The following is a 21,801-nucleotide window of genomic DNA, read 5'->3' as shown; positions in this document are numbered from 1 at the left end:
TTAAGCGGCCGTCGGCACTCCCCGGGAGCCGAGCCCGGCACGATCGGGAAGAGGGGCGCCCGGACCTTCTTCTTACGGCCTAGGTGTATTGATCACGAGCGTTGTTAACGCTGGTTGGTCTTGATCATGGCGAAGACCTCCGGTGTGGTGGAGGTGTCTAGGCTTCACCACACGGAGGTCTTCGTGTCCCACCGTAATGCCCGGCTGACCGTTCACGGCAGACGGATCCTGGTCGAACGTGTCCTCGCCGGCCGCCCTGTCGCGCATGTGGCCGCGGAGATGGGCATATCGCGTCCCACCGCCCACAAATGGCTCCGCCGCTGGCGGTTCGAAGGAGAGGCGGGCCTGCACGACCGTTCCAGCCGACCCCGCACCACCCCGCACCGCACGTCCGCCACGGTCGAGGCACGTGTCTGCCAGTTGCGGACCAGCCGCAAACTCGGCCCGGCCCGGATCGGCCCGATCCTGGGCCTGCCCGCCTCCACGATCCACCGGATCCTGGCCCGCCACGGCCTGAACCGGCTGGCCTGGCTCGACCGGCCCACCGGCGAACCGATCCGCCGCTACGAACGCGACCGGCCCGGCGAACTGGTCCACGTCGACATCAAAAAACTCGGCAACATTCCCGACGGCGGCGGCTGGCGCATCGTGGGCCGCACGGCCGGAGACCGCAACCGCCAGGCCACCACCGGCCAGCGCAGAAGCAGCACGCCAGTGATCGGCTACAGCTACATCCACTCCGCCGTCGACGACCACTCCCGCCTGGCCTACAGCGAAGTCCTCACCGACGAACGCAGGCACACCGCGATCGGCTTCTGGCAGCGGGCGAACGCGTTCTTCGCCGCCCACGGCATCACCGTCGAACGCGTCCTGACCGACAACGGCTCCTGCTACAAAGCCAAGCTGTTCACCCAGACCCTCACCGCGGCCGGTATCGCCCACAAGAAGATCCGGCCCTACCGGCCGCAGACCAACGGCAAGGTCGAACGCTTCAACCGCACCCTCCTCGAGGAGTGGGCCTACCAGCGGCCCTACACCTCGAACACCGAGCGGACAGCAGCCCTGGCAGACTTCCTCCACACCTACAACCACCACCGCTGCCACACCGCACTCGACGGACACCCGCCCATCAGCCGCGTCAACAACACTCCGGGTCAATACACCTAGGGACGGTCGAGGCGCAGTCGTTCGGCGCGGGGCAGTCCGGCGACCACCAGGTCGTAGGAGTCCTCGACCAGTTCCCGCACCTGCCCCGGGGGCAGCTCCCCCACGGTGACCGTGTTCCAGTGGCGCTTGTTCATGTGGTAGCCGGGCACCACGGTCCCGGGGTGGGCGGCGCGCAGCCGCACCGCGTCCTCCGGGTCGCACTTCAGGTTCACGGTGAGCGGCCGGACGTCGGGCCGGGTCAGGGCGAAGATCCTGCCGCCGACCTTGTAAACGGCGACCTCCGGGCCGAACGGGAACTCCTCCACGGCCGCGTTGAACGACAGGCACAGCGCGCGCAACCGTCCGGGGGTCACCGTCGCCCCGCCCCCGGTCCCGTCTCTCCGCCGTCGGAGGCCAACGGCTCCACCAGTACCGTGACGATCTTGTTGCGGCGTCCGGCGGCGGACTCGGCGGTCAGCCGCAGCTCCCGGCCGTCCGGCAGGGTGACCCGGGCGAACGCCCCCGCGATCGGCACCCGGCCGAGGGCCTTGGCGAGCAGTCCGCCGACGGTCTCGACGTCCTCGTCGTCGTACGCCTCCAGCCCGTACAGCTCGCCGAGGTCGCCGATGTCGAGGCGGGAGGTGACCCGGTGACGGCCGCCGCCGAGTTCCTCGACGGGCGGCAGCTCGCGGTCGTACTCGTCGGTGATCTCCCCGACGATCTCCTCCAGGATGTCCTCGATGGTGACGATCCCGGCGGTGCCCCCGTACTCGTCGATGACGACGGCGACGTGGTTGCGCTCCCGCTGCATCTCCCGCAGCAGATCGCCCGCGTTCTTGGTGTCGGGGACGAAGGCGGCCGGCCGCGTCGCCGTGGACACCAGCTCCGCCTCGGCGTCCCGGCTGATGTGCGTCTTGCGGACGAGGTCCTTGAGGTAGACGATCCCGATGACGTCGTCCTCGTTCTCGCCGGTGACCGGGATGCGGGAGAAGCCGGAGCGCAGCGCCAGGGTGAGGGCCTGCCGGATGGTCTTCCAGCGTTCGATGACGACCAGGTCGGTACGCGGGACCATCACCTCCCGCACCAGGGTGTCCCCGAGTTCGAAGACGGAGTGCACCATGCGGCGCTCGTCGTCCTCGATCAGCGACTCCTTCTCGGCGAGGTCGACCATGGCCCGCAGTTCAGCCTCGGAGGCGAACGGCCCGCGCCGGAAGCCCTTGCCGGGGGTGAGGGCGTTGCCCAGCAGGATCAGCAGGGAGGGGACGGGGCCCATCACCCGGGCCAGCGGCACCAGGACGTAGGCGGCGGCGGTGGCGGTGCTCACCGGGTGCTGGCGTCCGATGGTGCGCGGGGAGACGCCGACCGCGACGTAGGAGACCAGGACCATCACGCCGATCGCCAGCAGCAGCGCCTCCCAGGTGCGGTCGAACTCCTGGAGGCAGGCGTAGGTGACGAGGGCGGCGGCGGCCATCTCGCAGGCCACCCGGACCAGCAGGGCGACGTTGAGGTAGCGGGTGGGGTCGGCGGCGACCCGCGCCAGCTTGGACGCGCCGCGGCGGCCCGCGCGGGCCGCCTCCTCGGCGCGGAAGCCGGAGACCCGGGCGAGTCCCGCCTCGGCGCAGGCCGCCAGCCAGGCGACGACGACCAGCAGCACCGCGCCGAGGACGAGGGGGACGCTCACGGGTTCAGGAGACCGTGGGTGCCGGGGAGGGGCCGGTGAGGCCCTTCTCCTGGCGCCAGCCGTCGACGATCGCGGCCTGGAGGCCGAACATCTCGGCCTTCTCGTCGGGCTCCTCGTGGTCGTAGCCGAGCAGGTGCAGCACTCCGTGGACGGTGAGCAGTTGCAGCTCCTCGTCCATGGTGTGCCCGGTGGGGGCCTCGCGGCCCTGCCGCTCGGCGACCTCGGGGCAGAGGACGATGTCGCCGAGGAGTCCCTGCGGGGGCTCCTCGTCGTCCTTGGACGGGGGCCGCAGCTCGTCCATCGGGAAGGACATGACGTCCGTGGGCCCGGGCAGGTCCATCCACTGGATGTGCAGCTGTTCCATGGCGTCGGCGTCGACGACGATCACGGACAGTTCGGAGAGCGGATGGATCCGCATCCGGGCGAGCGCGTAGCGCGCGATGTCGAGGACCGCGTGTTCGTCGACCTCGGTGCCGGATTCGTTGTTGACGTCGATCGCCATGGTGGTGCTGGTCTACTTCCCTCGGCCGCCGCGGCCCGGTCGGGGACCGCGGTCGGCGCCGTGCTCGGTGCCGTTCGCGTGGTCGTACTTCTCGTACGCGTCGACGATACGGCCGACGAGCTTGTGGCGGACCACGTCCTGGGAGGTGAGCCGGGAGAAGTGGACGTCCTCGACGCCGTCCAGGATGTCCTGCACCTGCCGCAGTCCGGACTTGGTGCCGTTCGGCAGGTCGACCTGGGTGACGTCACCGGTGATGACGATCTTGGAGTCGAAGCCGAGGCGGGTGAGGAACATCTTCATCTGCTCGGGGTTCGTGTTCTGCGCCTCGTCGAGGATGATGAAGGCGTCGTTCAGGGTGTTGTGCGTGAGCAGGTGGTTCTCCGTGACGTAGAGGGAGTCCTCCGCCGCCACCTGGATGCACACCGCCTCCTCCCGGCCCGCCGGTTCGATGGAGTCGACGAACCGCATCGGACGGCCGCCGCCCGTGGCCCGGTACTTCTCCGCCTTGCGGCGCAGCCGGAACGGCTCGACGCCCTCCGGCAGCCGGATGTCCAGGACGTGCGCGTCACGGCGGTGCTCGACGGGACGCCCGGCCGCTTGGCCCGGGGCCCGCCCGGCGGCGGAACGGCGGCGGGCGTAGGCGACCCCGCCCAGCGACTGGACGAGGGCGACGACGTCGTCCCGCAGCAGGATCGACGTGGTCGTGTACTGGATCCGGCACGAACGGTCGGCCTGGGTGACCGGCCCTCCGTCGGAGTCCAGCAACCCCTGGAGGAGCGCGAGGCGGATCTCGGGGGTGTTGCGGAGGTAGTCCTCCGGGACGTGCTTGGTGTGGGACCGGGTCCCCCACAGTTCCAGTTTCCGGAGCATGGCCGTGACCGGGTTCTCCAGAGTGATCACGTCACCGGGGGCGGAGATCCGGTTGAGGACGTAGTCGTAGCCGCCCCGGTGGCGGACGAGGACCCCGGGCAGCGCCGCTTCCAGGGCTTCCACCAGTTCGGTGTCCGAGGTGGCGAACGCCGGGGTGGTGGTGCCGGTCAGACAGCCGTCGCCGAGCAGCAGACCGAGGGCGTACGGGTCCATGGGCACCGGGCGTTCCGGGAACCGGACCGGGGCGGTGAGCAGCGGCAGTTCGTAGCGGCGGGCGTGCCCGGCACGGAGGCGGCCGATCATCTCCTTGGTCTCCAGCACCCGCCAGGGCTTGTCGCGCCGCCGGTCCGAGGCGGTGCGCACGGTCCACAGGTGGTCCCCGCAGCACAGGGTCCAGGCGCCGTCCTGCGCGGTCACCCGGTAGATGTCCTTCTCGCCCTGGGGGTAGACGCCGAGCACCGGGGTGGGCTCGCCGTTCGAACCCACCACCAGGTCACCGACCCGGAGGTCGCCGATGGGGCGCCATCCGTCGGGGGTCAGCACCTTGGTGAAGACGGGCTGCGCCCTTCCGCGCATATAGGCCAGCGGCGCGACCTCGATGGTTCCGGCGGCCATCAGCCGGGGGATCGAGTCCGGGTCGAGCATGTCGTGGAGGGCGTCGTACAGGGGACGCAGATACGGGTCGATCTTCTCGTAGAGGGTGCCGGGCAGGAAGCCGAGGCGTTCGCCGGCCTCCACCGCGGGGCGGGTCAGGATGATCCGGTTGACCTGCTTGGACTGGAGGGCCTGGACGGCCTTGGCCATGGCCAGGTAGGTCTTGCCGGTGCCCGCGGGGCCGATGCCGAAGATGATGGTGTGCTTGTCGATGGCGTCGACGTAGCGCTTCTGGTTGAGGGTCTTGGGGCGGATGGTGCGGCCCCGTGACGACAGGATGTTCTGGGTGAGGACCTCGGCGGGGGTCTCCGGCCCGTCGCCCTCGCCGCTGTCGCTCGCCCTGAGCATGGCGATCGAGCGTTCCACCGCGTCCTCCGTCATCGGCTGCCCGGTGCGCAGCACCAGCATCATCTCGTCGAACAGCCGCTGGATCAGGGCGACTTCGCGGGCGTCGCCGACAGCGCTGATCTCATTGCCCCGGACGTGGATGTCGGCCGCCGGGAAGGCCTTCTCGATCACGCGCAGCAGCGCGTCCCCGGAACCGAGCACGGTGACCATCGGGTGCTTGGCCGGGACGGCGAACCGGGCGCGGGCCGGGCCCGGTGCCGATGCGTGGGCTGTGGGTGTCTGCGTCATGGGCCGGCGCTGTGGCCTGCTCGTCCTCCTCGAACGGGGGCGCGTCGTGTGGGACGCCCGTGCACTGCCCAGGGTACGACGTGGCCCGGACGGGCACCGAGCCCTTTTCCGGGGCGGGGGCGGGGTCAGGGGGTGCTGCGGAAGCCGATGGTGGGCACGGCCCGGCGCAGCGGCCAGGGGCGGTCGGTGGCGGGCAGCGCGGGGTCTAGGGCGTCGAGGAAGGCGTACCGGGCGAGGGCGGCGGGGTCCTGGGGGCCGTAGCCGCGCACCCGGCGCCACCAGGCGGCGACCTCGGTCCAGCCGGGCGCCGACAGCGAGCCGCCGAACTCCTGGACGGAGAGCGCGGCGGTGAGGCCCGCGAAGGCCACCCGGTCGGCGAGCGGCCAGCCCGCGAGGGTGCCGGTGACGAACCCGGCGACGAAGACGTCCCCGGCGCCGGTGGGGTCGAGCGCCTCGACCGCGATGGCGGGCACCTCGGCGGTCTCGCCGGTGCGGCCGTCCACGGCGTAGGCGCCCTCGGTGCCCAGGGTGACCACGGCGACGGGGACGCGTTCGGTGAGGGCGCGGGCCGCCGCGCGGGGGCAGGTGGTGCGGGTGTAGCGCATCGCCTCCTCCGCGTTGGGCAGGAACGCCTCGCAGTGCGCGAGGTCGGGCAGCGCGTCGAGGTCCCAGCGGCCGGTCTCGTCCCAGCCGACGTCCCCGAACAGCCGGGTTCCGGCCCGGGCGGCGCGGGCGATCCACGGGTCCCGGGCGCCCGGGGAGAGCGAGACGACGGCGGCCCGGGCCCGGGTGGCGGCGGCGCCGGGGTCCGGGTCGGTGGCGGGGGGCGGCGGCTCGTGGGCGTGGGACACCATCGTCCGTTCGCCTTCGTAGGCCATGGAGACGGTGACCGGGGAGTGCCAGCCGGGGACCCGGCGGGAGGGCGTGAGGTCGACGCCCTCCCCCTGGGCGAGGGCGTCCCAGCAGTAGTCGCCGTAGTGGTCGTCGCCGAACGCGGCGGAGAGCGAGGTGCGCAGGCCGAGCCGGGCCAGGGCGGTGGCCATGTTGGCGATGCCGCCGGGGCTGGAGCCCATGCCGCGGGCCCAGGACTCGGTGCCCCGGACGGGGGCGGAGTCCAGGCCGGTGAAGATGATGTCCAGGAAGACGGGACCGGCGAGGTGGACGTCCCAGGGCGGGTCGTCGGGGGCGCGCAGGGCGGCGAGCGGGTCGTGCCGGGGGCGGGGGCGGGTCCTCGGGGCGCCGTCCCGGCGTTCCAGTTCGGCTTCGGCGGGGGTCTCGGCGGGCGGGGCGGAGGGCGCCGAGGACGCCGAGGGCGCGGGCGGGGACGCGGGGGTGGCCGCCGGGTCGGTCGTCGGGGTGGCCGTCGGGTCGGTCGCTGGGGTGGCGGCCGGGTCGGTCGTGGGCTTCGGTGGCGCCTTCGGCCTGGTCACCGGGGTGGGCGCGGGTTCCGGGGCGGGGGTGGTGGCGTCGGGGGCGGAGGTGGTGGGTCCGGGCGCCCCGGCCCCGCCGGCTCGCTGTGGTGGCTCTCCGACGTGCGTCATCACGGTGTGTTCCCCCTGAGTGGTGCGGGTTGGGGCCAGTGTGCCCGATGGGGCGACGGTCCGGGCACCTCGGCCCGAACCGCACGAAACGCCCCCCCGGGTTCGCGGGCGGGTCCTCGGGGCGGTTCTCCGGGTGGGCACGGTCGCGCTCGGGACGCGGCGGGGGAACGGGAGGGCCCCCGCTCCCGGGCCCGGCCGGTCGGCCGGTGCGTCGGGAACGGGGGCGGGGAACGGGGGCGGGGGGCGGCGGCGGGGCTCAGAGGGGGTACGGGCCCGGCCGGGGCCGTCGTGGGGAGTGGGCGGCCGGGCCCGTGGAGTGGTGCGGCTAGGGGAGACCGGTGTGGAGGGCGTTCATCAGGGTTCCGGTCGGGGTGTCACCGGACATGTCCCAGACCATGGCCCCGAGCAGGCCCTTGGACCTGATCCACTCGGCCTTCTTGCCGATGGCCCAGGCGTCGTCGAAGGACCACCACTGGCCGCCCGGTCCGGTGTAGCCGTAGGTCGCTCCGGACTGTTCGTCGTGGTGGATGGTCATGTTGGGGAAGTTGCTGATGAGGTTGTGGTAGCCGCGGGTGCCCGCTTCCTCGGGGAACTGGCCGGGCGCCGCGCCGTTCGCGGACTGCCACTCGCCGTTGGTCCCGGCGGGTCCGGCCGCGACGTCCTTCCAGCCCCGGCCGTAGAACGGGACCCCCACGGTGAGCTTGCGGGGGTTCACCCCGGCGTCCAGATAGGTCTGGATCGCCTTCTCGACGCTGAAGTCGAAGGCGTACGGGTCCTGGGCGTCCCGGCGCAGATTGGCCTGGTGGCCGGTGCGGTTGGGCTCCCAGGAGTTGTCGCTGCCCGCGCCGTGGAAGTCGTAGCCCTGGACGTTGGCGAAGTCGAGGTGGTCGAAGATCTTCGTCAGGTCCCAGCCCGCCTGGATCTTGGCGGGGTCGGCGGGGGTGAACGCGGTGAGCAGCCGGTGCTCGCCGCCGAGCGCGTCGAGCTGCTTGCGGAACTCGGCGAGCAGCGCGGTCAGGTTGTCCTTGTCGGCGGCGCCCCAGTTGTTGCCGGGGTGTCCTTCGGCGCCCGGCCACTCCCAGTCGATGTCGATGCCGTCGAAGACCCCGGCGGCGGTGCCGGGGCCGCCCGCGCCGTTGTAGACGGGCAGGTTGCCCTTGATCCAGACGTCGACGCAGGACCGGACGAACTTCTCGCGGGACGCCTGGGTGGCCGCCGCGTCGGAGAAGAACTTGGAGTACGTCCAGCCGCCGAGCGAGACCACGAACTTCAGGTGCGGGTACTTGGCCTTGAGCTTCTTGATCTGGTTGAAGTTGCCGCGCAGCTTGGCCCAGCCGTCGTCCGCCACCCCGTCCACGGACTGGGCGGCCGACATGGGCCGGGCGTAGTCGGCGTCGGCGTCGCCCGCGCCGGTGCCCTCGTTGGGGTCCTGCGGGTTGCCGGTGCCGCCCTTGGTGACGCCCGCCTGGCAGGTCAGATTGGTGGGGTCGATGTTCTCGAAGGCGTAGTTGACGACGTCGAGCTTGGCGGCGGCGCCTGAGGTGTCGAGGTTCTTGAGGAAGAACTGCCGCCCGTAGATGCCCCATTGGGTGTAGTAGCCGACCTTGTAGTAGTTGCCCGCGCCGGCCACGTCGTCGGTGGTGACCCGGAGGGCGTTGGAGGCCGGGGAGGAGTTGTCGGCGGTGTCGCGGGCCTTGACGGTGAAGGTGTAGGCGGTGGCCGGGGAGAGCCCGTCGACGGTGGCGGTGGTGCCGGTGACGGTCTTGGCGAGGGTGGTGCCCCGGTAGACGTCGTAGGCGGCGACGGCCACGTTGTCGGTGGACGCGTCCCAGGCGAGCAGGACGGTGGACGAGGTCTTGCTGGTCGTCCGGAGGTTGCCCGGCGCGGTGGGCGGTACGGGGTCGGAGGCCGGGTCGACGGTGCGGAAGGTGAACGGGGGGCTGGCGGGGCCGGTGTTGCCCCGGGTGTCCTTGGCCCGGACGGTGACCGTGTAACCCGTGGCCGGGGTCAGTCCGGTGAGGGTGGCGCCCACGCTGTCGGTGGTGGCGAGGACGGTGCCGCCGCTCAGCACCTCGTACGAGGCCACCGGGTAGTCGCCGCCGCTGGCGGCGGTCCAGGTCAGGGCGGCGGTCCTGGCGGTGACGGCGGTGGCCGATGGGGTGCCGGGGGCGGTGGGCGGGACGTCGGGGGTGCCGTCGCACTTGTCGCCGTTGACGGTGCAGCCGGTGGGGGCGGCGATCGGTCCGTTGGCGATGAACCAGTAGCTCCAGGGTTCGCTGGTGCCCCCGGCCGGGATGGTGGCGTTGTAGTAGGCGTTCTTGACGGTCACCTTGTCGCCGTTGACGGTCGCGTCCCCGTGGTAGTTCCCGCTGAGGGTGACCCCGGGCGGCAGCCGGAAGGTGAGCGTCCATCCGGTGACGGGCGCTGTGCCGGTGTTCCGGATGACGTACGTGCCCTTCCACCAGGACCCGTTGTTCTGGGTGGTGAACCCGGCGGTGAGGGTCCCGGCGGCCTGCGCGGGGCTGGCGAGGGCGGTCATCGAGGCGAGCGGGAGGAGCAGGACGGCGAGCAGGGCGAGCAGTCTGCGGCGGGCGCCGCCCGGACGGGGGGCCGCCGCCGGGCGGACCTGGAGGACCCCGGCCGCCCGGGCGGCGGGCGGAACGGGTGTCCGGACGGCCGGACGGGTGGACGCACGGGTCGGCGTGCGGGTCGGCGTGCGGGTCGGCGCCCCGGCGCGGACCACGGTGTGGGCGCCCGCCCGGAGCCGGGCGCCCCGGGTCCGGAGGGCGGTCCGGAACCGGGCGGCGGACCGGAACCGGGGCCGGGCTCCCGGACCCGTCCCCGGGGCGGGGAGCCCGTCGGGCTGAGGCGTGGAGGCGAGCGCGGCGGTGCCGGTCTCGGCGCCGGTCTCGGTGAGGGCGGCTTCGGCGGGAGGTCCGCCGGTCGGTGCGGTGCGGGTGGTCCGGGCGGGACGGGTGGCGCGTCTGCGGAACATGGGCTCTCCCTGGTGGGTGTGGAGGAATCGGGAGGAGCGGTGCGTTCGGCTGGGACGAGTGGTGCGGGCAGTGCTGGCGGTGCGGGTGGCGCGGTGCCAGTGGTGCGGGTGTCCGGACGGCGCGGGTGCCGTGGGCGCCCGGCGGGCCGGACGCCGGACCGGAGCCGTGGCCGTGCCGTCCGGGGGTTCGGGTCCGGACGGACGGTGGGGGTCACGGCTTCGGGTCCGGAGCGGCACGGAGGGAGTCAGCACGATTTCATGTACATGACCAATCTGAAGCTACTTGGTCCGTACCACTCCGTGAACCCACCGGGACGGCATCGATTGCGCCAGTTCTCCGACGGAGCCGGACGGGGCACGGACGGGGACACGGGCGCCCGCGCCCGCCGGACCGCCGGGCGCGGCGGACGGCAGGGCGGGGTACGGGCCGGTCAGCCGGACCCTCCGCCCCGCAGGTACGCCCCCGCGCGCGCGGCGGCCACGGCGGCCACGGCGGCCCGGTCCGCTGCGGCCTCGTCGAGGGGGTCACCGCCGGTCAGCAGACGGTAGTAGAGGGGGGCGGAGACGGCGCGGATCACCTCGTGGGGGTCGGTGCCCTCGGGCAGCTCACCCCGGTCGACGGCCTGCTGGACGCAGGGAGCCCACTCCTCGACGCGGACGTCGTAGAAGCGGCGCAGGGCCTCGGCCGTCCTCGGCTCGCAGACGGCGGCCGCGATCACGGCCTTGAACAGCGCGCCCTGCCGGGGGGCGGCCAGGGTGCGCCCCACCAGCCGGGCGTTGGCCGTGAGGTCACCGAGCAGCGAACCGGTCTCGGCGCGGGGTGACGACTGCTCGGCCATGTCCACCAGCAGATCGGCCACCAGGCCCGTCACCGTCCCCCAGCGCCGGTAGACGGTCGTCTTGCCCACCTCGGCGCGGCGGGCGACATCGGCGAGGTCCAGCCGGGCGAAGCCCCCTTCGGCCAGGGCGTCCCCGGCCGCCCGGAGGACCGCGTCCCGCACCCGCGCCGTGCGCCCACCCGGCCGCACGGTTCCCGGCTCCGCGCCGTCCGATTCCATAACGGGACTCCAGTTTCATTAGATGCTGACGGTCTGCTACGTTGAAGCCAGGTTAACGGAACCACAGAACCGTTAGCCATGCGGACCGGTAGACGAGGAGTGGCCATGGAGTACAGAAGGCTGGGCGCGTCCGGACTCAAGGTCCCCGTACTGAGTTTCGGGGCGGGCACCTTCGGCGGCCGGGGGCCGCTCTTCGGCGCCTGGGGCGACACCGGGGTGCGGGAGGCCCGCCGCCTCGTGGACGTCTGCCTGGACGCCGGGGTCACGATGTTCGACACCGCCGACGTCTACTCCGGCGGCGCGTCCGAGGAGGTGCTGGGCGAAGCGATCAAGGGCCGCAGGGACCGGGTGATCGTCTCCACCAAGACCGGCCTGCCGACGGGCGACGGCCCGGGGGACGCGGGCACCTCCCGGTCACGGCTGATCACCGCGTGCGAGGACGCCCTGCGGCGGCTCGGCACCGACCACATCGACCTGTTCCAACTGCACGCCTTCGACGCCGGAACCCCCGTCGAGGAAGTCCTGTCCGCGCTCGACGACCTCGTACGGGCGGGGAAGGTCCGTTACACCGGGATCTCCAACTTCTCCGGCTGGCAGGCGATGAAGTCCCTGGCCGTCGCGGAGCGGTACGGCCGTCCGCGCCCCGTCGCCCACCAGGTCCACTACTCCCTCCTCAGCCGCGACTACGAATGGGAGTTGATGCCCCTCGCGGCCGACCAGGGCCTCGGGGCGCTCGTCTGGAGTCCGCTCGGCTGGGGACGGCTCACCGGCAAGATACGCCGCCACCAGCCGCCGCCCGCCACCAGCAGACTGCACCGCACCGCCGACTACGGGCCCCCGGTCGACGACGAGCACCTCTACCGCGTGGTCGACGCGCTCGACGGGATCGCGCGGGAGACCGGCAGGGCCGTTCCCCAGATCGCCCTCAACTGGCTGCTGGGGCGGCCAACCGTCTCCTCCGTCATCATCGGCGCCCGCGACGAGGAGCAGCTCCGTCAGAACCTCGGCGCCGTCGGCTGGACGCTCACGCCCGACCAGCGGGCGAGGCTCGACGCGGCGAGCGACAAGACGGCGCCCTACCCGTACTTCCCCTACTACCGGCAGGAGGGCTTCGCCCGTCTCGCCCCGCCCCTGGGCGGGACCCCGCCCCCGGCCGCCGTCTGACGCGCTCCGCGCCCCTCCCCGGGACCGGGGCGCGGGGAGCGGTGGCGGTCGCCTACCCCCGCCGCTCCCGCCAGGCGGGCACCCGCCAGACGGTGACCGCCCGCAGGGCCCATTCGGCGGGGCCGTAGCGGTGGGCGCGCAACCACCAGTGGCTGAGCAGGAGTTGCCCGGCGTAGACCAGCGGGACGACCGCGACGACCGCCGACGGGGCCAGTCGGTCCACCAGACCGAAGCCGTAGCCGGTGAACAGGACGCCGAGGACGGCCGACTGGAGGAGGTAGTTCGTCAGGGCCGTCTTGCCGAGCGGGGCGAGGGCCCGCTCCACCGCGCCGCCCGGTCGGGTGCGGAACAGCAGCAGCCCGGCGGCCACGTACGAGGCGGTCAGCAGCGGCGCGGTGAGCTGGCCGATCCCGAAGGCCAGGGTCTCCAGGGCGGAGCCCTGCGCGTAGACGGCCGAGGCGGCGTAGACGGCCGCGCCCGCCAGCCCGACCGGCCCGCCGACCAGCAGCGCGCGGCGGAGCGGGACCCGGTACCGCTCGGGTTCCGCGAAGAGCCGCACCCGGCCCGCCGCATGGCCGAGGAAGAACATCGCCAGCGCGCCGGCGCCCTGGATCACCACGAGGGCCGCGAAGGTCTCCGCCAGGTGCCCGGAGTGGAAGCCCGCCGTGGCCGCCGCGTCCCCGCCGAACGCGGCGAGCTTGTCGGCGGCCGCCGATCCGGCGGATCCGGCCGAACCGCCGTCCGCGAGGTCGGCGAGGCCCAGCAGCAGCCAGCCCGCGCCGACCGTGCCGAGCAGCGCCACCGCCGTCCGCACCGCCCGCGCGGGCGCCATCGCCCGGCAGGCCAGCAGGACCAGCCCCAGCAGCGCGTACAGCGACAGGATCTCGCCGTAGTAGAGCAGGGCTCCGTGCAGCAGGCCGATCGCCAGCAGGCCCGCCTGGCGGCGCAGCATCCGGGGCCGGAAGGAGGCTCCGGCCCGCTCGGCCGCGCCCATCTGGAGGGTGAAGCTGTAGCCGAAGAGGAACGAGAACAGCAGGTAGAACTTGGTCTCGAAGAGCAGGGACATGGTGAAGCGGACGGCGTGGTCCAGCCCCGAGTCGTAGCGCGGGTTGCCGGTGGGGGTCGCGTAGTGCGGGTCGGCGAACACCCAGATGTTGACGACGAGGATGCCGAGGAGGGCGAAACCCCGCAGGGCGTCCACGTTGAGGAGCCGCCCGGCCGTCCCGGTCACCACCTCCGTACCGGTACCGGCCGTCCCCGCGGTTCCGCTGAGTCCGCCCGGTCCCCCCGGTCCGGTCATGACATGCCCTCCCCGTCCGGACGTCCTCCCGGGCGGTCGTCGCCGTCCGGGTCTTCTTCCTGGAGCAGCGCGGTGACCATGCGGCGCAGTACCGCCGCCTGGTCGCGCGGCCGGAACTCCGGGTCGGCGGCGACCCGGGCGAACACCCCGTCGACCAGGGCGGCGAGCCAGGTGGCCGCCGCGTCGGAGGTCATGGGCGTACGGAGCTGTCCGGCCGTGTCGGCGGCGCGGACCAGGGCGGCGAGGCCGTCGCGGAAGGAGCGGTCGTTGGCCTTGAAGCGGACGGCCACGTCCTCGTCGCGGTGGGCCTGGGCGGAGATCTCCAGGGCAAGCCCCGCGAAGGCGGGGTCGGCGGCCAGCGCGCACACCTCCTCCAGGAAGGCGAGCAGCGCGGCGAAGGGGTCCTCGGCCAGCGCCAGTCCGGCCACCGAGGCCGCCGTCTCCTCCCCGTCCCGTTCCACGAGCGCGAGCAGAACCTCGTGCTTGGAGCGGAAGTAGTGGAAGAGGTTGCCGGAGCTCATGCCGACCGCCGCGCAGATGTCGGCGGTGCGGGTCGCCTCGTAGCCACGCTCGGCGAAGCAGACGGCGGCCGCGTCGAGCAGCGCCTTCCGCTTGGCCGCGCGCTGGGCGGGGTTCACGGTTCGCATGCACCGAATCTTACATTGAGCAGTCAGTTAATTAATAGCCCCCGGCCGTGCCCCGGCCTCCCGTCCCCGCCGCCCCCTCCCCCGCGCCTGCCAGGGCCAGGGGTCGGAGGACGGGGGGGCCTGAGGACGGGAGCCTGAGAGCGCGGGGGCCTGAGGGGCAGCGGACCGGGACCCGAGATCCGGAACCCGGGACCCGGGAGCCGGGCGGACCGGCCCCTAACGCTTGGGCAGCGGGACCCGGGCCAGGTCGGAGGCGACCGTCAGCTCCCCCGTGAACCCCGCCTCCCGCGCCTCGGCGGCGAACGCGTCCGGATCGTCGTACCGCTGGCTGAAGTGGGTGAGCACCAGGTGCCGTACCCCCGCCTCGACGGCCACCCGGGCCGCCTGGGCCGCCGTGAGGTGACCGTGGTCCACGGCCAGGGCCTCGTCCGGGGCGAGGAAGGTGGACTCGATGACGAGCAGGTCGCAGCCCTCCGCGAGGACACCCACTCCCTCGCACAGCCGGGTGTCCATGATGAACGCGAACCGCTGGCCGCGCCGCACCTCGCTCACCTCGTCCAGCCGCACCCCGCGCAGTTCCCCGGCGCGCCGCAGGAGTCCCACGTCCGGGCCGGTGATCCCGTGGGCGGCGAGGCGCTCGGGGAGCATCCGGCGGCCGTCCGGCTCCACCAGCCGGTAGCCGTACGACTCGACGGGGTGGGAGAGCCGGTGGGTCTCCAGACGGTACGGGCCCGGGTCGGCGAGGACGCCGTCCGCGGTGGCGGGCGCCTCGGTCAGCGGCACCGTCTCGCGGTAGGCGGTGGCGTACCGCAACCGGTCGAAGTACCGCTGGCCCGAGGCCGGGTAGTGGCAGGTGACCGGGTGCGGGACCCGGTCCAGGTTGATCCGCTGGATCACCCCGGCGAGCCCCAGCGAGTGGTCGCCGTGGAAGTGGGTGACGCAGATCCGGTGGATGTCGTGCGCGGCGACCCCGGCGCGCAGCATCTGCCGCTGGGTGCCCTCCCCGGGGTCGAAGAGGATGCCCTCGCCGTCCCAGCGCAGCAGATAGCCGTTGTGGTTGCGGTGCCGGGTGGGCACCTGGCTGGCAGTCCCCAGGACGACGAGTTCACGGACGGACACGGGTCAGCCGGGGGGCCACTGGAGGCCGCGGCCCGCCAGGACGTGGGCGTGGGCGTGGAAGACGGTCTGGCCCGCGCCGGAGCCGGTGTTGAAGACGACGCGGTAGCTGTCCGAGCCGTGCGCGGCGGCGACCTCCCCGGCCTCCCGCAGCACGTCGGCGGCGACCGAGGGCGCGGCGGCGGCGAGCGAGGCCGCGTCGGGGTGGTGGAGCTTGGGGATGACCAGGACGTGCGTCGGGGCCTGCGGGTTGATGTCCCGGAAGGCCAGCGTGGTCTCGGTCTCGCGGACGACGGTCGCCGGGACCGTACCGGCCACGATCTTGCAGAACAGGCAGTCGGCCTGCGGTTGTCCGGCCTGGTCGGTCACATCGGTCACGTCGGGTCGTCTCCTCGCGGTGTCGGAGCTGAGCGGATGGGGCGGAGCGGGATGGAGCGGGGTGCTGCGGGGGCGGGACGGCGGGCGCCCCCGGGCCCGGGACGGCGTCCGGGCCCGGAGGCATGCTATCCGGGCGGATCGGGCGGGCGACGGGCCGTCACGGCACGGACGGGGGCGTCTTGGCCGGGCGTTCCACGAGGGCGGCCAGGGCGATCCGGACCGCCTCGTCGAGCTGGCGGTCCCGTCCGGCCCGGTGGTCCTGCGGGCGCTGGACGACCTCCACGTCCGGGTCGACCCCGTGGTTCTCGACGTCCCAGCCCTGCCCCTCCAGCCAGAAGGCGTACTTCGGCTGGGTGACGAGGGTGCCGTCGACGAGCCGGTAGCGGCTGTCGATGCCGACGACGCCGCCCCAGGTGCGGGTGCCGACGACCGGGCCGATGCCGAGGGCCTTGATCGCGGCGTTGACGATGTCGCCGTCGGAGCCGGAGAACTCGTTGGCGACGGCCACCACCGGGCCCCGGGGCGCGTCCTGGGGATAGCTCACCGGGGCCTGGCCGCGCGGCAGGTCCCAGCCCACGATCCGGCGGGCCAGCTTCTCGACGACGAGCTGGGAGGTGTGGCCGCCCCGGTTCTCCCGGACGTCCACGATCAGGCCCTCGCGGAGGACCTCCAGCCGCAGGTCCCGGTGGATCTGCGCCCAGCCCGGGGCCTGCATGTCGGGGACGTGCAGATAGCCGAGCCGACCGCCGGAGAGCGCGTCCACATGGGCGCGGCGCCCGGCCACCCAGTCGTGGTAGCGCAGCGGCTCCTCGTCGTCCAGCGGGACGACGACCACGTGCCGGGCGGGGCCTCCCTGGGCGGGCAGCACGGTCAGTTCCACCGGGCGGTCGGCGGTGCCCGCGAGGAGCGGGGCCGGGCCGGTGACGGGGTCGACGGGGTGGCCGCCGACGGCGAGGACGGCGTCCCCCGCGCGGACGGCGACGCCGGGGGCGGCGAGCGGGGAGCGGGCCCGGGGGTCGGAGGTCTCGGAGGGCAGCACCCGGTCGATCCGCCAGTGTCCGTCGGCGTGCCGGGAGAGGTCGGCGCCGAGCAGGCCCTGGGTGTCGCCGTGGCCCCAGCCGCCGCCCGGGATGACGTAGGCGTGCGAGGTGCCGAGTTCGCCGTGCACCTCCCACAGCAGGTCGACCAGGTCGTCGTGGGTGGCGACCCGGTCGAGGACGGGCCGGTAGCGGTCGAGGACGGCGTCCCAGTCGACGCCCCCGAGGTCGGACCGCCAGAAGTGGTCCCGCATCAGACGGCCGGTCTCCGCGTACATCTGGCGCCATTCGGCGGCGGGGTCGATCTGCTGGCGGACGCGGGAGAGGTCGACGGTGAGATGGGCGTCGCCGTCCTCGTCGGCGGGCGCCCGGCGGTCGCTGGGGACGACCCGCAGGGTGCCGTCCGTCCAGAGCAGGACGCGTTTGCCATCACCGCTGACGGCGAAGTGGTCGGCGTCCGAGGCGAGGTGCTCCACCCGCCGCTGGAGCAGGTCGTACCGTTCCAGGTCGGCCTTGGGGGCGGGGGCGTCGGGGGTGGCGCGGGCGCTGCCGAGGACCCCGGTCATCGGGTGGCGCAGCCACAGCAGGCCGTCCTTCGCGGCCCGCAGGGTGGAGTACCGCCCCGCCTCGACGGGGAACGGCACGATCCGGTCCGCGAGCCCTTCGAGGTCGATCCGGGTGGTGGGGGCGCCCTCGCTGTCCGGGGTCTCGTCCTTGTCGGGCGCCTCGAACGGGCGCCCGTGGCGCTGCGGTCCGAAGGGGGACGGGGTGGTCGCGGCGAGCGTGATCAGATGCGGTCGGGCACCGTCGACGAAGGCCAGGTCGAAGACGTGCTCGTCGTAGACGGGGTCGAAGGCGCGGGCCGAGAGGAAGGCGAGGTGCTTGCCGTCGGCGGTGAACGCGGGCGCGTAGTCGCGGAACCGCAGGGGGGTGGCCTCGGTGACGGTGCCGTCGGCGGTGCGCGCGAGTTTGAGCTGGCGCAGTTCGCCGACTCCGGCGTGCGACCAGGCGAGCCAGGCCGAGTCCGGGGAGAAGACCAGGCCGGAGGCGTCGCCGTGGTCGCTCCGGTCGAGTTGGTGGATCTCTCCGGTGAGCCGTTCCACGAGCAGGACCCGGCCGTCGTGGGCGGCGACGGCGGCGCGGGTGCCGTCGGGGGCCACGGCGAGGCCGACGACCCGGCCGAGCCGTCCGGCGCCGATCCGGCGCGGCGGCGCGGAGGGCGTCCGGGACGCGGACCCCTCCCCGGCCGGGGCGCCCGTCCCGCCGGTGGGCCCAGTCCCGCTGGTGGGCCCGGTCGCCTCGGTCGGCCCGGTGGCCCCGGTCCCGCCGGTCGCCCCGGTCACCTCGGCCGCGTCGGCTCCCCCCGCGCTCCCGACGGTGCCGGTGGCGTCGGTTGCCCCGGCTCCCTCCGCGCTCCCGGCGGTAGCGGCCGCTTCGGCCTCGTCGGCCTCGTCGGCCTCGTCGGTCGCCTCCGTGCCGTCTGCCCCACCGGCTCCTCTGGCCTCTCCGGCCCGCTGAGCCTTCCCCGCCTTGCCAGGCCCGCTGGCCTCGCTGACCTCGTCAGCCTCGCTGGCCTCGCTGGCCTGACTGGCCGCACCGGTCCCGTCAGCCCCGCCGACCGACGAAGGTCCTGCCGACGACGGTCCGGCCGACGGGGTGCCCGTGGCCGGCACTCCGGTGGCCGGAACTCCGGTGGCCGGGATGCCGGTGGCCGGAGCGCTGGTGGCCGGAGCGAACTCCAGCGCGTCCTCGCCCTCCGCGTCGGTGACCCAGACGACGTACTCCTCCCCGTCGGCCCGGAAGACGCGCGGGGTGCGGGCGCGGACGCCCGGGGTGGAGACCAGGACCCGGGCCGGTCCCTCGCGGTGGGTGACCCAGTGCACCGCGCCGCGCACCGAGACCGCGCTGCCCCGGCCCGTGTGGTCCGGCCAGGCCGCGCCGAACCAGCGGGCGGCGCTCACGGGATGCGGCTGGAGGTCGGTGCGCTGACCGCCGAGGCGGACGTCGAGACGGCGCGGGGCGGCGCCCGACAGATCGTCCAGCAGCAGGAGTTCACCGGCGCTGGCGTACACGACCCGGGTGCCGTCCCCGGCCGCGTGCCGGGCGTAGAAGCCGTCGAGGGGGGTGTGCCGGAGGAGCCCCCCGCCGTCGGGCAGCGAGGAGTAGAGCGCGCCGACGCCCTCGTGGTCGGAGAGGAACGCGATCCGCTCCCCCGCCCACACCGGGTACTCGATGTTGCCGTCGAGGTCCTCGTGGAGCCGGACGAACCCGCCGTCGCCCGCGCGGTCGATCCACAGCTTGCCCGCGGTGCCGCCCCGGTACCGCTTCCACCAGGCGGCCTCGCGGCCCATCGGCGCGGAGAGCAGCACGGTCTGGCCCCCGGGGCCGGTGACGACGTCCCCGACGGGCCCGTACGGCAGGAGTTCGGCGGGTCCGCCGTCGAGCGGCACCGCCCGGGCCCAGCAGCGCCGCGCGCTGGGCTGGTCGTGGGCGGCGAGGGCGAGGACCCGGCCGTCGGGGGTCCAGCCACGGACCGTGGTGCGCGGGGAGCCCCAGTGGGTGAGCCGTCGGGAGGGTCCGCCGTCGACCGGGGCGGTGTGCACCTCGGGGGCGCCGTCCCGGGTCGAGGTCCAGGCGACGGTGGTGCCGTCGGGGGAGATCCGCGGATGGCTCACCGGCACGTTGTCGGCGCTGACCCGCCATGCGCGCCCGCCGTCGAGCGGGGCGATCCAGACGTCGTCCTCTGCCGTGAAGGCGACCAACTCACCGTGGACATGCGGATACCGGAAGTACGCAGACTGAGTCACCCGATCACCCTAGGCAGGCGCGGCTGCCCCGGTCAGCGGTTTCGATCACTTCAAAGGTTGCGGACGAGCAGGTCGGCGGCGGTTTCGGAGTGTTGACGAATGCCCTGGCGAACCCCCGGACGGGGGCCGTCCACCCACCCGTCGGACCGGGGACCCGGGCCCGCGCCAGGACGGCTCCGGACGGGGCGCCCCGAAGGGGCGCGGGGAACTGCGCGCCCAGCCCCCACCGACCCGCGGCCCGGCTCCCGGCCGCACCACCCACCCCGGTCCGCCCGGCCCCGGCCCCGGCCCGCTCGGGAAAGAGGCGAGCGGCCCAGCGCCCCCGCGTACCGCCCGGGAAGGGAACGACCGGGCGCGACGGCGGAGTCAGCTCCAGCGCCCGGTGCGCCCCAGCACCAGCGCCGCGGCCACCGTGCCCGCCGTGGAGGTCCGCAGCACGCTGGGCCCCAGCCGGCAGGTCCGCGCGCCCGCCTCGGTGAACGCGGCCAGTTCCTCGGGGGAGACGCCGCCCTCCGGGCCGACCACGAGGACGATCTCGCCCTCGGCGGGCAGCTCGACGGTGGCGAACGGCTCGCTGTCGTGGTCGCGGTCCTCGTGCAGCACGGCCGCGAAGTCGGCGGTGGCCAGCAGCCGGGCGACCCCCTTGGTCGTCATCGGGTCGAGGACCTCGGGGAAGCGGACCCGACGGGACTGCTTGCCCGCCTCCCGGGCGGTGGCCCGCCACTTGGCGAGCGCCCGGTCGCCCCGGTCGCCGCGCCACTGGGTGACGCAACGGGAGGCGGTCCAGGGGACGATGGCGTCGACGCCGGTCTCCGTCATGGTCTCCACGGCGAGTTCGCCCCGGTCGCCCTTGGGCAGGGCCTGCACCACGGTGAGCCGGGGCGCCGCGGGCGGCTCGTCGGTGTAGGAGTCGAGCTGGACGATCAGCCGGTCCTTGCCCTCGGAGCCGAGGACCACGCAGTCCGCCCAGCGGCCCCGGCCGTCGGTGAGGATGACGTCCTCGCCCGCGCGCAGCCGCTTCACGGAGACGGCGTGCCGTCCCTCGGGGCCGTCCAGGACGTACCGTCCGGCGGGGGCGTCGAGCGAGGCGTCGATGCGGGGCACGACGAAGACGGGCGCGGTCACGTGGTCCTCCCGGCGGGCAGCGCGTCGAGCGCGGCGTCGATCTCGACGGCCAGGGTACCGACCAGTTCCCCGGCGGGCAGTTCGCGGGCCAGCCGGTGGCCCTGTCCGGCCCACAGCGCCATGCCCTGGGGGTCGACGGCGGTGGCGGCGGCCCGGCGCAGCGGCGCGGTGAGGTGGTGGACCTGGGGGTAGGCGGCGGGGGCGTAGGGCCCGTGCTCGCGCAGGAAGCGGTTGACCAGGCCGCGCGCGGGGCGGCCGGTGAAGGCGCGGGTGAGTTCGGTGCGGGTGTACAGCGGGTCGGTGAGGGCCTGCTTGTGCATCAGATGGGCGCCGGACTCGGGGGTGGGCAGGAACGCGGTGCCGAGCTGGGCGGCGTCGGCCCCGGCGGCGAGGGCGGCGGCGATCTGGGCGCCGCACATCAGTCCACCGGCGGCGATCACGGGTATCCCCACGCTCTCCCGGACCAGGGTGACCAGGGTGAGCAGTCCGAACCCGGCGCCGTCCGCGTCGGGGACGTCGCGGTGGGTGCCCTGGTGGCCGCCCGCCTCGACGCCCTGGACGACGACGGCGTCGGCGCCCGCCCGTTCCACGGCGCGGGCCTCGTCGGGGGTGGTCGCGGTGACGAGGGTGAGGGTGCCGACCTTGCGGAGGGCCTCCACGACCTCGCGGGCGGGGCAGCCGAAGTGGAAGGAGACCACCGGCACCGGGTCGTCGACGAGGATCGCGAGCTTGGCGTCGTAGCCGTCGTCGCAGCCGCTGTCGGGGTCGCCGAGTTCGGTGCCGTACCAGGTGGCCTCGCCCGCGAGCTGGTGTCCGTAGACGGCGACGACGGCGGGGTCCGTGTACTCGGGCTGGGGCATGAAGACGTTGACCCCGAACGGGCGGGAGGTCAGGCTCCGCAGCTGCTTGATCTCCTGGTACATGCCCTCGGCCGTCTTGTACCCGGCGGCCAGGAAGCCGAGTCCGCCCGCCTCGGAGACGGCGGCGGCGAGTTGTGGCCGGGACACCCCGCCGGCCATCGGTGCCTGCACGATCGGGCGCGGAAAGAGATCGGTCAGTGCGGAGGACATGACGGCATGTTGTCACGTCCGTCGCACAAGTCCGAATCCAGCCGTACATCTGGCATATTCGGCCGTTCTAGATC

The 21,801-nt window shown here is 73.9% G+C and carries 16 protein-coding genes; 2 read left to right on the top strand and 14 right to left on the bottom strand.

What is annotated here, in order from left to right; genetic code table 11:
• The first annotated feature begins 183 nt into the window (after positions 1–183).
• Entirely contained in the window at positions 184–1,167 is a 984-nt protein-coding gene (locus ACVWNX_RS24100) for an IS481 family transposase (protein ID WP_454411746.1), read from the top strand.
• Here the strand turns inward: ACVWNX_RS24100 and ACVWNX_RS24095 are convergent.
• From ACVWNX_RS24095 to ACVWNX_RS24065, 7 genes are all read right to left on the bottom strand, one after another.
• The gene (locus ACVWNX_RS24095) at positions 1,164–1,520 is read right to left on the bottom strand and encodes an MmcQ/YjbR family DNA-binding protein (RefSeq protein WP_454409838.1); all 357 of its coding nucleotides are present in this window, start codon (positions 1,518–1,520) and stop codon (positions 1,164–1,166) included. The genes ACVWNX_RS24100 and ACVWNX_RS24095 overlap by 4 nt on opposite strands.
• Entirely contained in the window at positions 1,517–2,827 is a 1,311-nt protein-coding gene (locus ACVWNX_RS24090) for a hemolysin family protein (RefSeq protein WP_454409836.1), read from the bottom strand. The genes ACVWNX_RS24095 and ACVWNX_RS24090 overlap by 4 nt, the downstream gene beginning before the upstream one ends.
• Positions 2,828–2,831: 4 nt before the next feature.
• Entirely contained in the window at positions 2,832–3,329 is a 498-nt protein-coding gene (gene ybeY / locus ACVWNX_RS24085) for an rRNA maturation RNase YbeY (protein ID WP_454409834.1), read from the bottom strand.
• A gap of 12 nt (positions 3,330–3,341) precedes the next feature.
• Positions 3,342–5,489, bottom strand: coding sequence for a PhoH family protein (locus tag ACVWNX_RS24080; RefSeq protein WP_454409832.1), 2,148 nt, complete (start codon positions 5,487–5,489; stop codon positions 3,342–3,344).
• 125 nt (positions 5,490–5,614) lie between these two features.
• Positions 5,615–7,030 carry a carbohydrate kinase family protein gene (locus tag ACVWNX_RS24075; RefSeq protein WP_454409830.1) on the bottom strand — a complete coding sequence of 472 codons (1,416 nt, stop codon included), beginning with the start codon at positions 7,028–7,030 and terminating at the stop codon, positions 5,615–5,617.
• 325 nt (positions 7,031–7,355) lie between these two features.
• Positions 7,356–9,569 (bottom strand): glycosyl hydrolase family 18 protein, encoded by a 2,214-nt coding sequence (locus ACVWNX_RS24070; RefSeq protein ID WP_454414912.1) that lies wholly within the window; start codon positions 9,567–9,569, stop codon positions 7,356–7,358.
• A gap of 887 nt (positions 9,570–10,456) precedes the next feature.
• The gene (locus ACVWNX_RS24065; protein ID WP_454409828.1) at positions 10,457–11,083 is read right to left on the bottom strand and encodes a TetR/AcrR family transcriptional regulator; all 627 of its coding nucleotides are present in this window, start codon (positions 11,081–11,083) and stop codon (positions 10,457–10,459) included.
• Between the two features lie 105 nt (positions 11,084–11,188).
• On the opposite strand from ACVWNX_RS24065, the gene ACVWNX_RS24060 reads away from it, so the two are divergent.
• Positions 11,189–12,247: an aldo/keto reductase gene (locus ACVWNX_RS24060; RefSeq protein WP_454409826.1), complete on the top strand. Its 1,059-nt coding sequence runs from the start codon at positions 11,189–11,191 to the stop codon at positions 12,245–12,247.
• Between the two features lie 52 nt (positions 12,248–12,299).
• Here the strand turns inward: ACVWNX_RS24060 and ACVWNX_RS24055 are convergent, their stop codons facing one another.
• The 7 genes from ACVWNX_RS24055 to ACVWNX_RS24025 form a co-directional block, all read right to left on the bottom strand.
• On the bottom strand, positions 12,300–13,547 hold the full coding sequence (locus ACVWNX_RS24055) for a DUF418 domain-containing protein (protein WP_454409824.1): 1,248 nt from the start codon (positions 13,545–13,547) through the stop codon (positions 12,300–12,302).
• Entirely contained in the window at positions 13,544–14,194 is a 651-nt protein-coding gene (locus ACVWNX_RS24050; RefSeq protein ID WP_454409822.1) for a TetR/AcrR family transcriptional regulator, read from the bottom strand. Before ACVWNX_RS24050 ends, ACVWNX_RS24055 begins: the two co-directional genes overlap by 4 nt.
• 216 nt (positions 14,195–14,410) lie before the next feature.
• Entirely contained in the window at positions 14,411–15,313 is a 903-nt protein-coding gene (locus ACVWNX_RS24045) for a ribonuclease Z (RefSeq protein ID WP_454409820.1), read from the bottom strand.
• Positions 15,314–15,316: 3 nt separating this feature from the next.
• Complete coding sequence (locus ACVWNX_RS24040; RefSeq protein WP_454414911.1) at positions 15,317–15,679, bottom strand: histidine triad nucleotide-binding protein; 363 nt, start codon at positions 15,677–15,679, stop codon at positions 15,317–15,319.
• A gap of 166 nt (positions 15,680–15,845) precedes the next feature.
• Entirely contained in the window at positions 15,846–19,532 is a 3,687-nt protein-coding gene (locus ACVWNX_RS24035; RefSeq protein WP_454409818.1) for a S41 family peptidase, read from the bottom strand.
• Positions 19,533–19,898: 366 nt separating this feature from the next.
• Positions 19,899–20,657 (bottom strand): 16S rRNA (uracil(1498)-N(3))-methyltransferase, encoded by a 759-nt coding sequence (locus ACVWNX_RS24030; RefSeq protein ID WP_454409816.1) that lies wholly within the window; start codon positions 20,655–20,657, stop codon positions 19,899–19,901.
• Positions 20,654–21,727 carry a nitronate monooxygenase gene (locus ACVWNX_RS24025; RefSeq protein WP_454409815.1) on the bottom strand — a complete coding sequence of 358 codons (1,074 nt, stop codon included), beginning with the start codon at positions 21,725–21,727 and terminating at the stop codon, positions 20,654–20,656. Before ACVWNX_RS24025 ends, ACVWNX_RS24030 begins: the two co-directional genes overlap by 4 nt.
• Positions 21,728–21,801: the final 74 nt, after the last annotated feature.

It is taken from the genome of Streptomyces sp. JNUCC 64, assembly GCF_054484115.1.
The sequence above is the reverse complement of the archived record's forward strand: the minus strand, read 5'-3'. Positions and strand labels throughout refer to the sequence as shown.

Excerpts from the sequence above, each read along its gene's own strand:
- ybeY (WP_454409834.1), bottom strand. The coding sequence starts at position 3,329 with ATGGCGATCGACGTCAACAACGAATCCGGCACCGAGGTCGACGAACAC.
- ACVWNX_RS24080 (WP_454409832.1), bottom strand. The coding sequence starts at position 5,489 with ATGACGCAGACACCCACAGCCCACGCATCGGCACCGGGCCCGGCCCGC.
- ACVWNX_RS24075 (WP_454409830.1), bottom strand. The coding sequence starts at position 7,030 with ATGACGCACGTCGGAGAGCCACCACAGCGAGCCGGCGGGGCCGGGGCG.
- ACVWNX_RS24070 (WP_454414912.1), bottom strand. The coding sequence starts at position 9,569 with ATGACCGCCCTCGCCAGCCCCGCGCAGGCCGCCGGGACCCTCACCGCC.
- ACVWNX_RS24065 (WP_454409828.1), bottom strand. The coding sequence starts at position 11,083 with ATGGAATCGGACGGCGCGGAGCCGGGAACCGTGCGGCCGGGTGGGCGC.
- ACVWNX_RS24060 (WP_454409826.1), top strand. The coding sequence starts at position 11,189 with ATGGAGTACAGAAGGCTGGGCGCGTCCGGACTCAAGGTCCCCGTACTG.
- ACVWNX_RS24055 (WP_454409824.1), bottom strand. The coding sequence starts at position 13,547 with ATGACCGGACCGGGGGGACCGGGCGGACTCAGCGGAACCGCGGGGACG.
- ACVWNX_RS24050 (WP_454409822.1), bottom strand. The coding sequence starts at position 14,194 with ATGCGAACCGTGAACCCCGCCCAGCGCGCGGCCAAGCGGAAGGCGCTG.
- ACVWNX_RS24025 (WP_454409815.1), bottom strand. The coding sequence starts at position 21,727 with ATGTCCTCCGCACTGACCGATCTCTTTCCGCGCCCGATCGTGCAGGCA.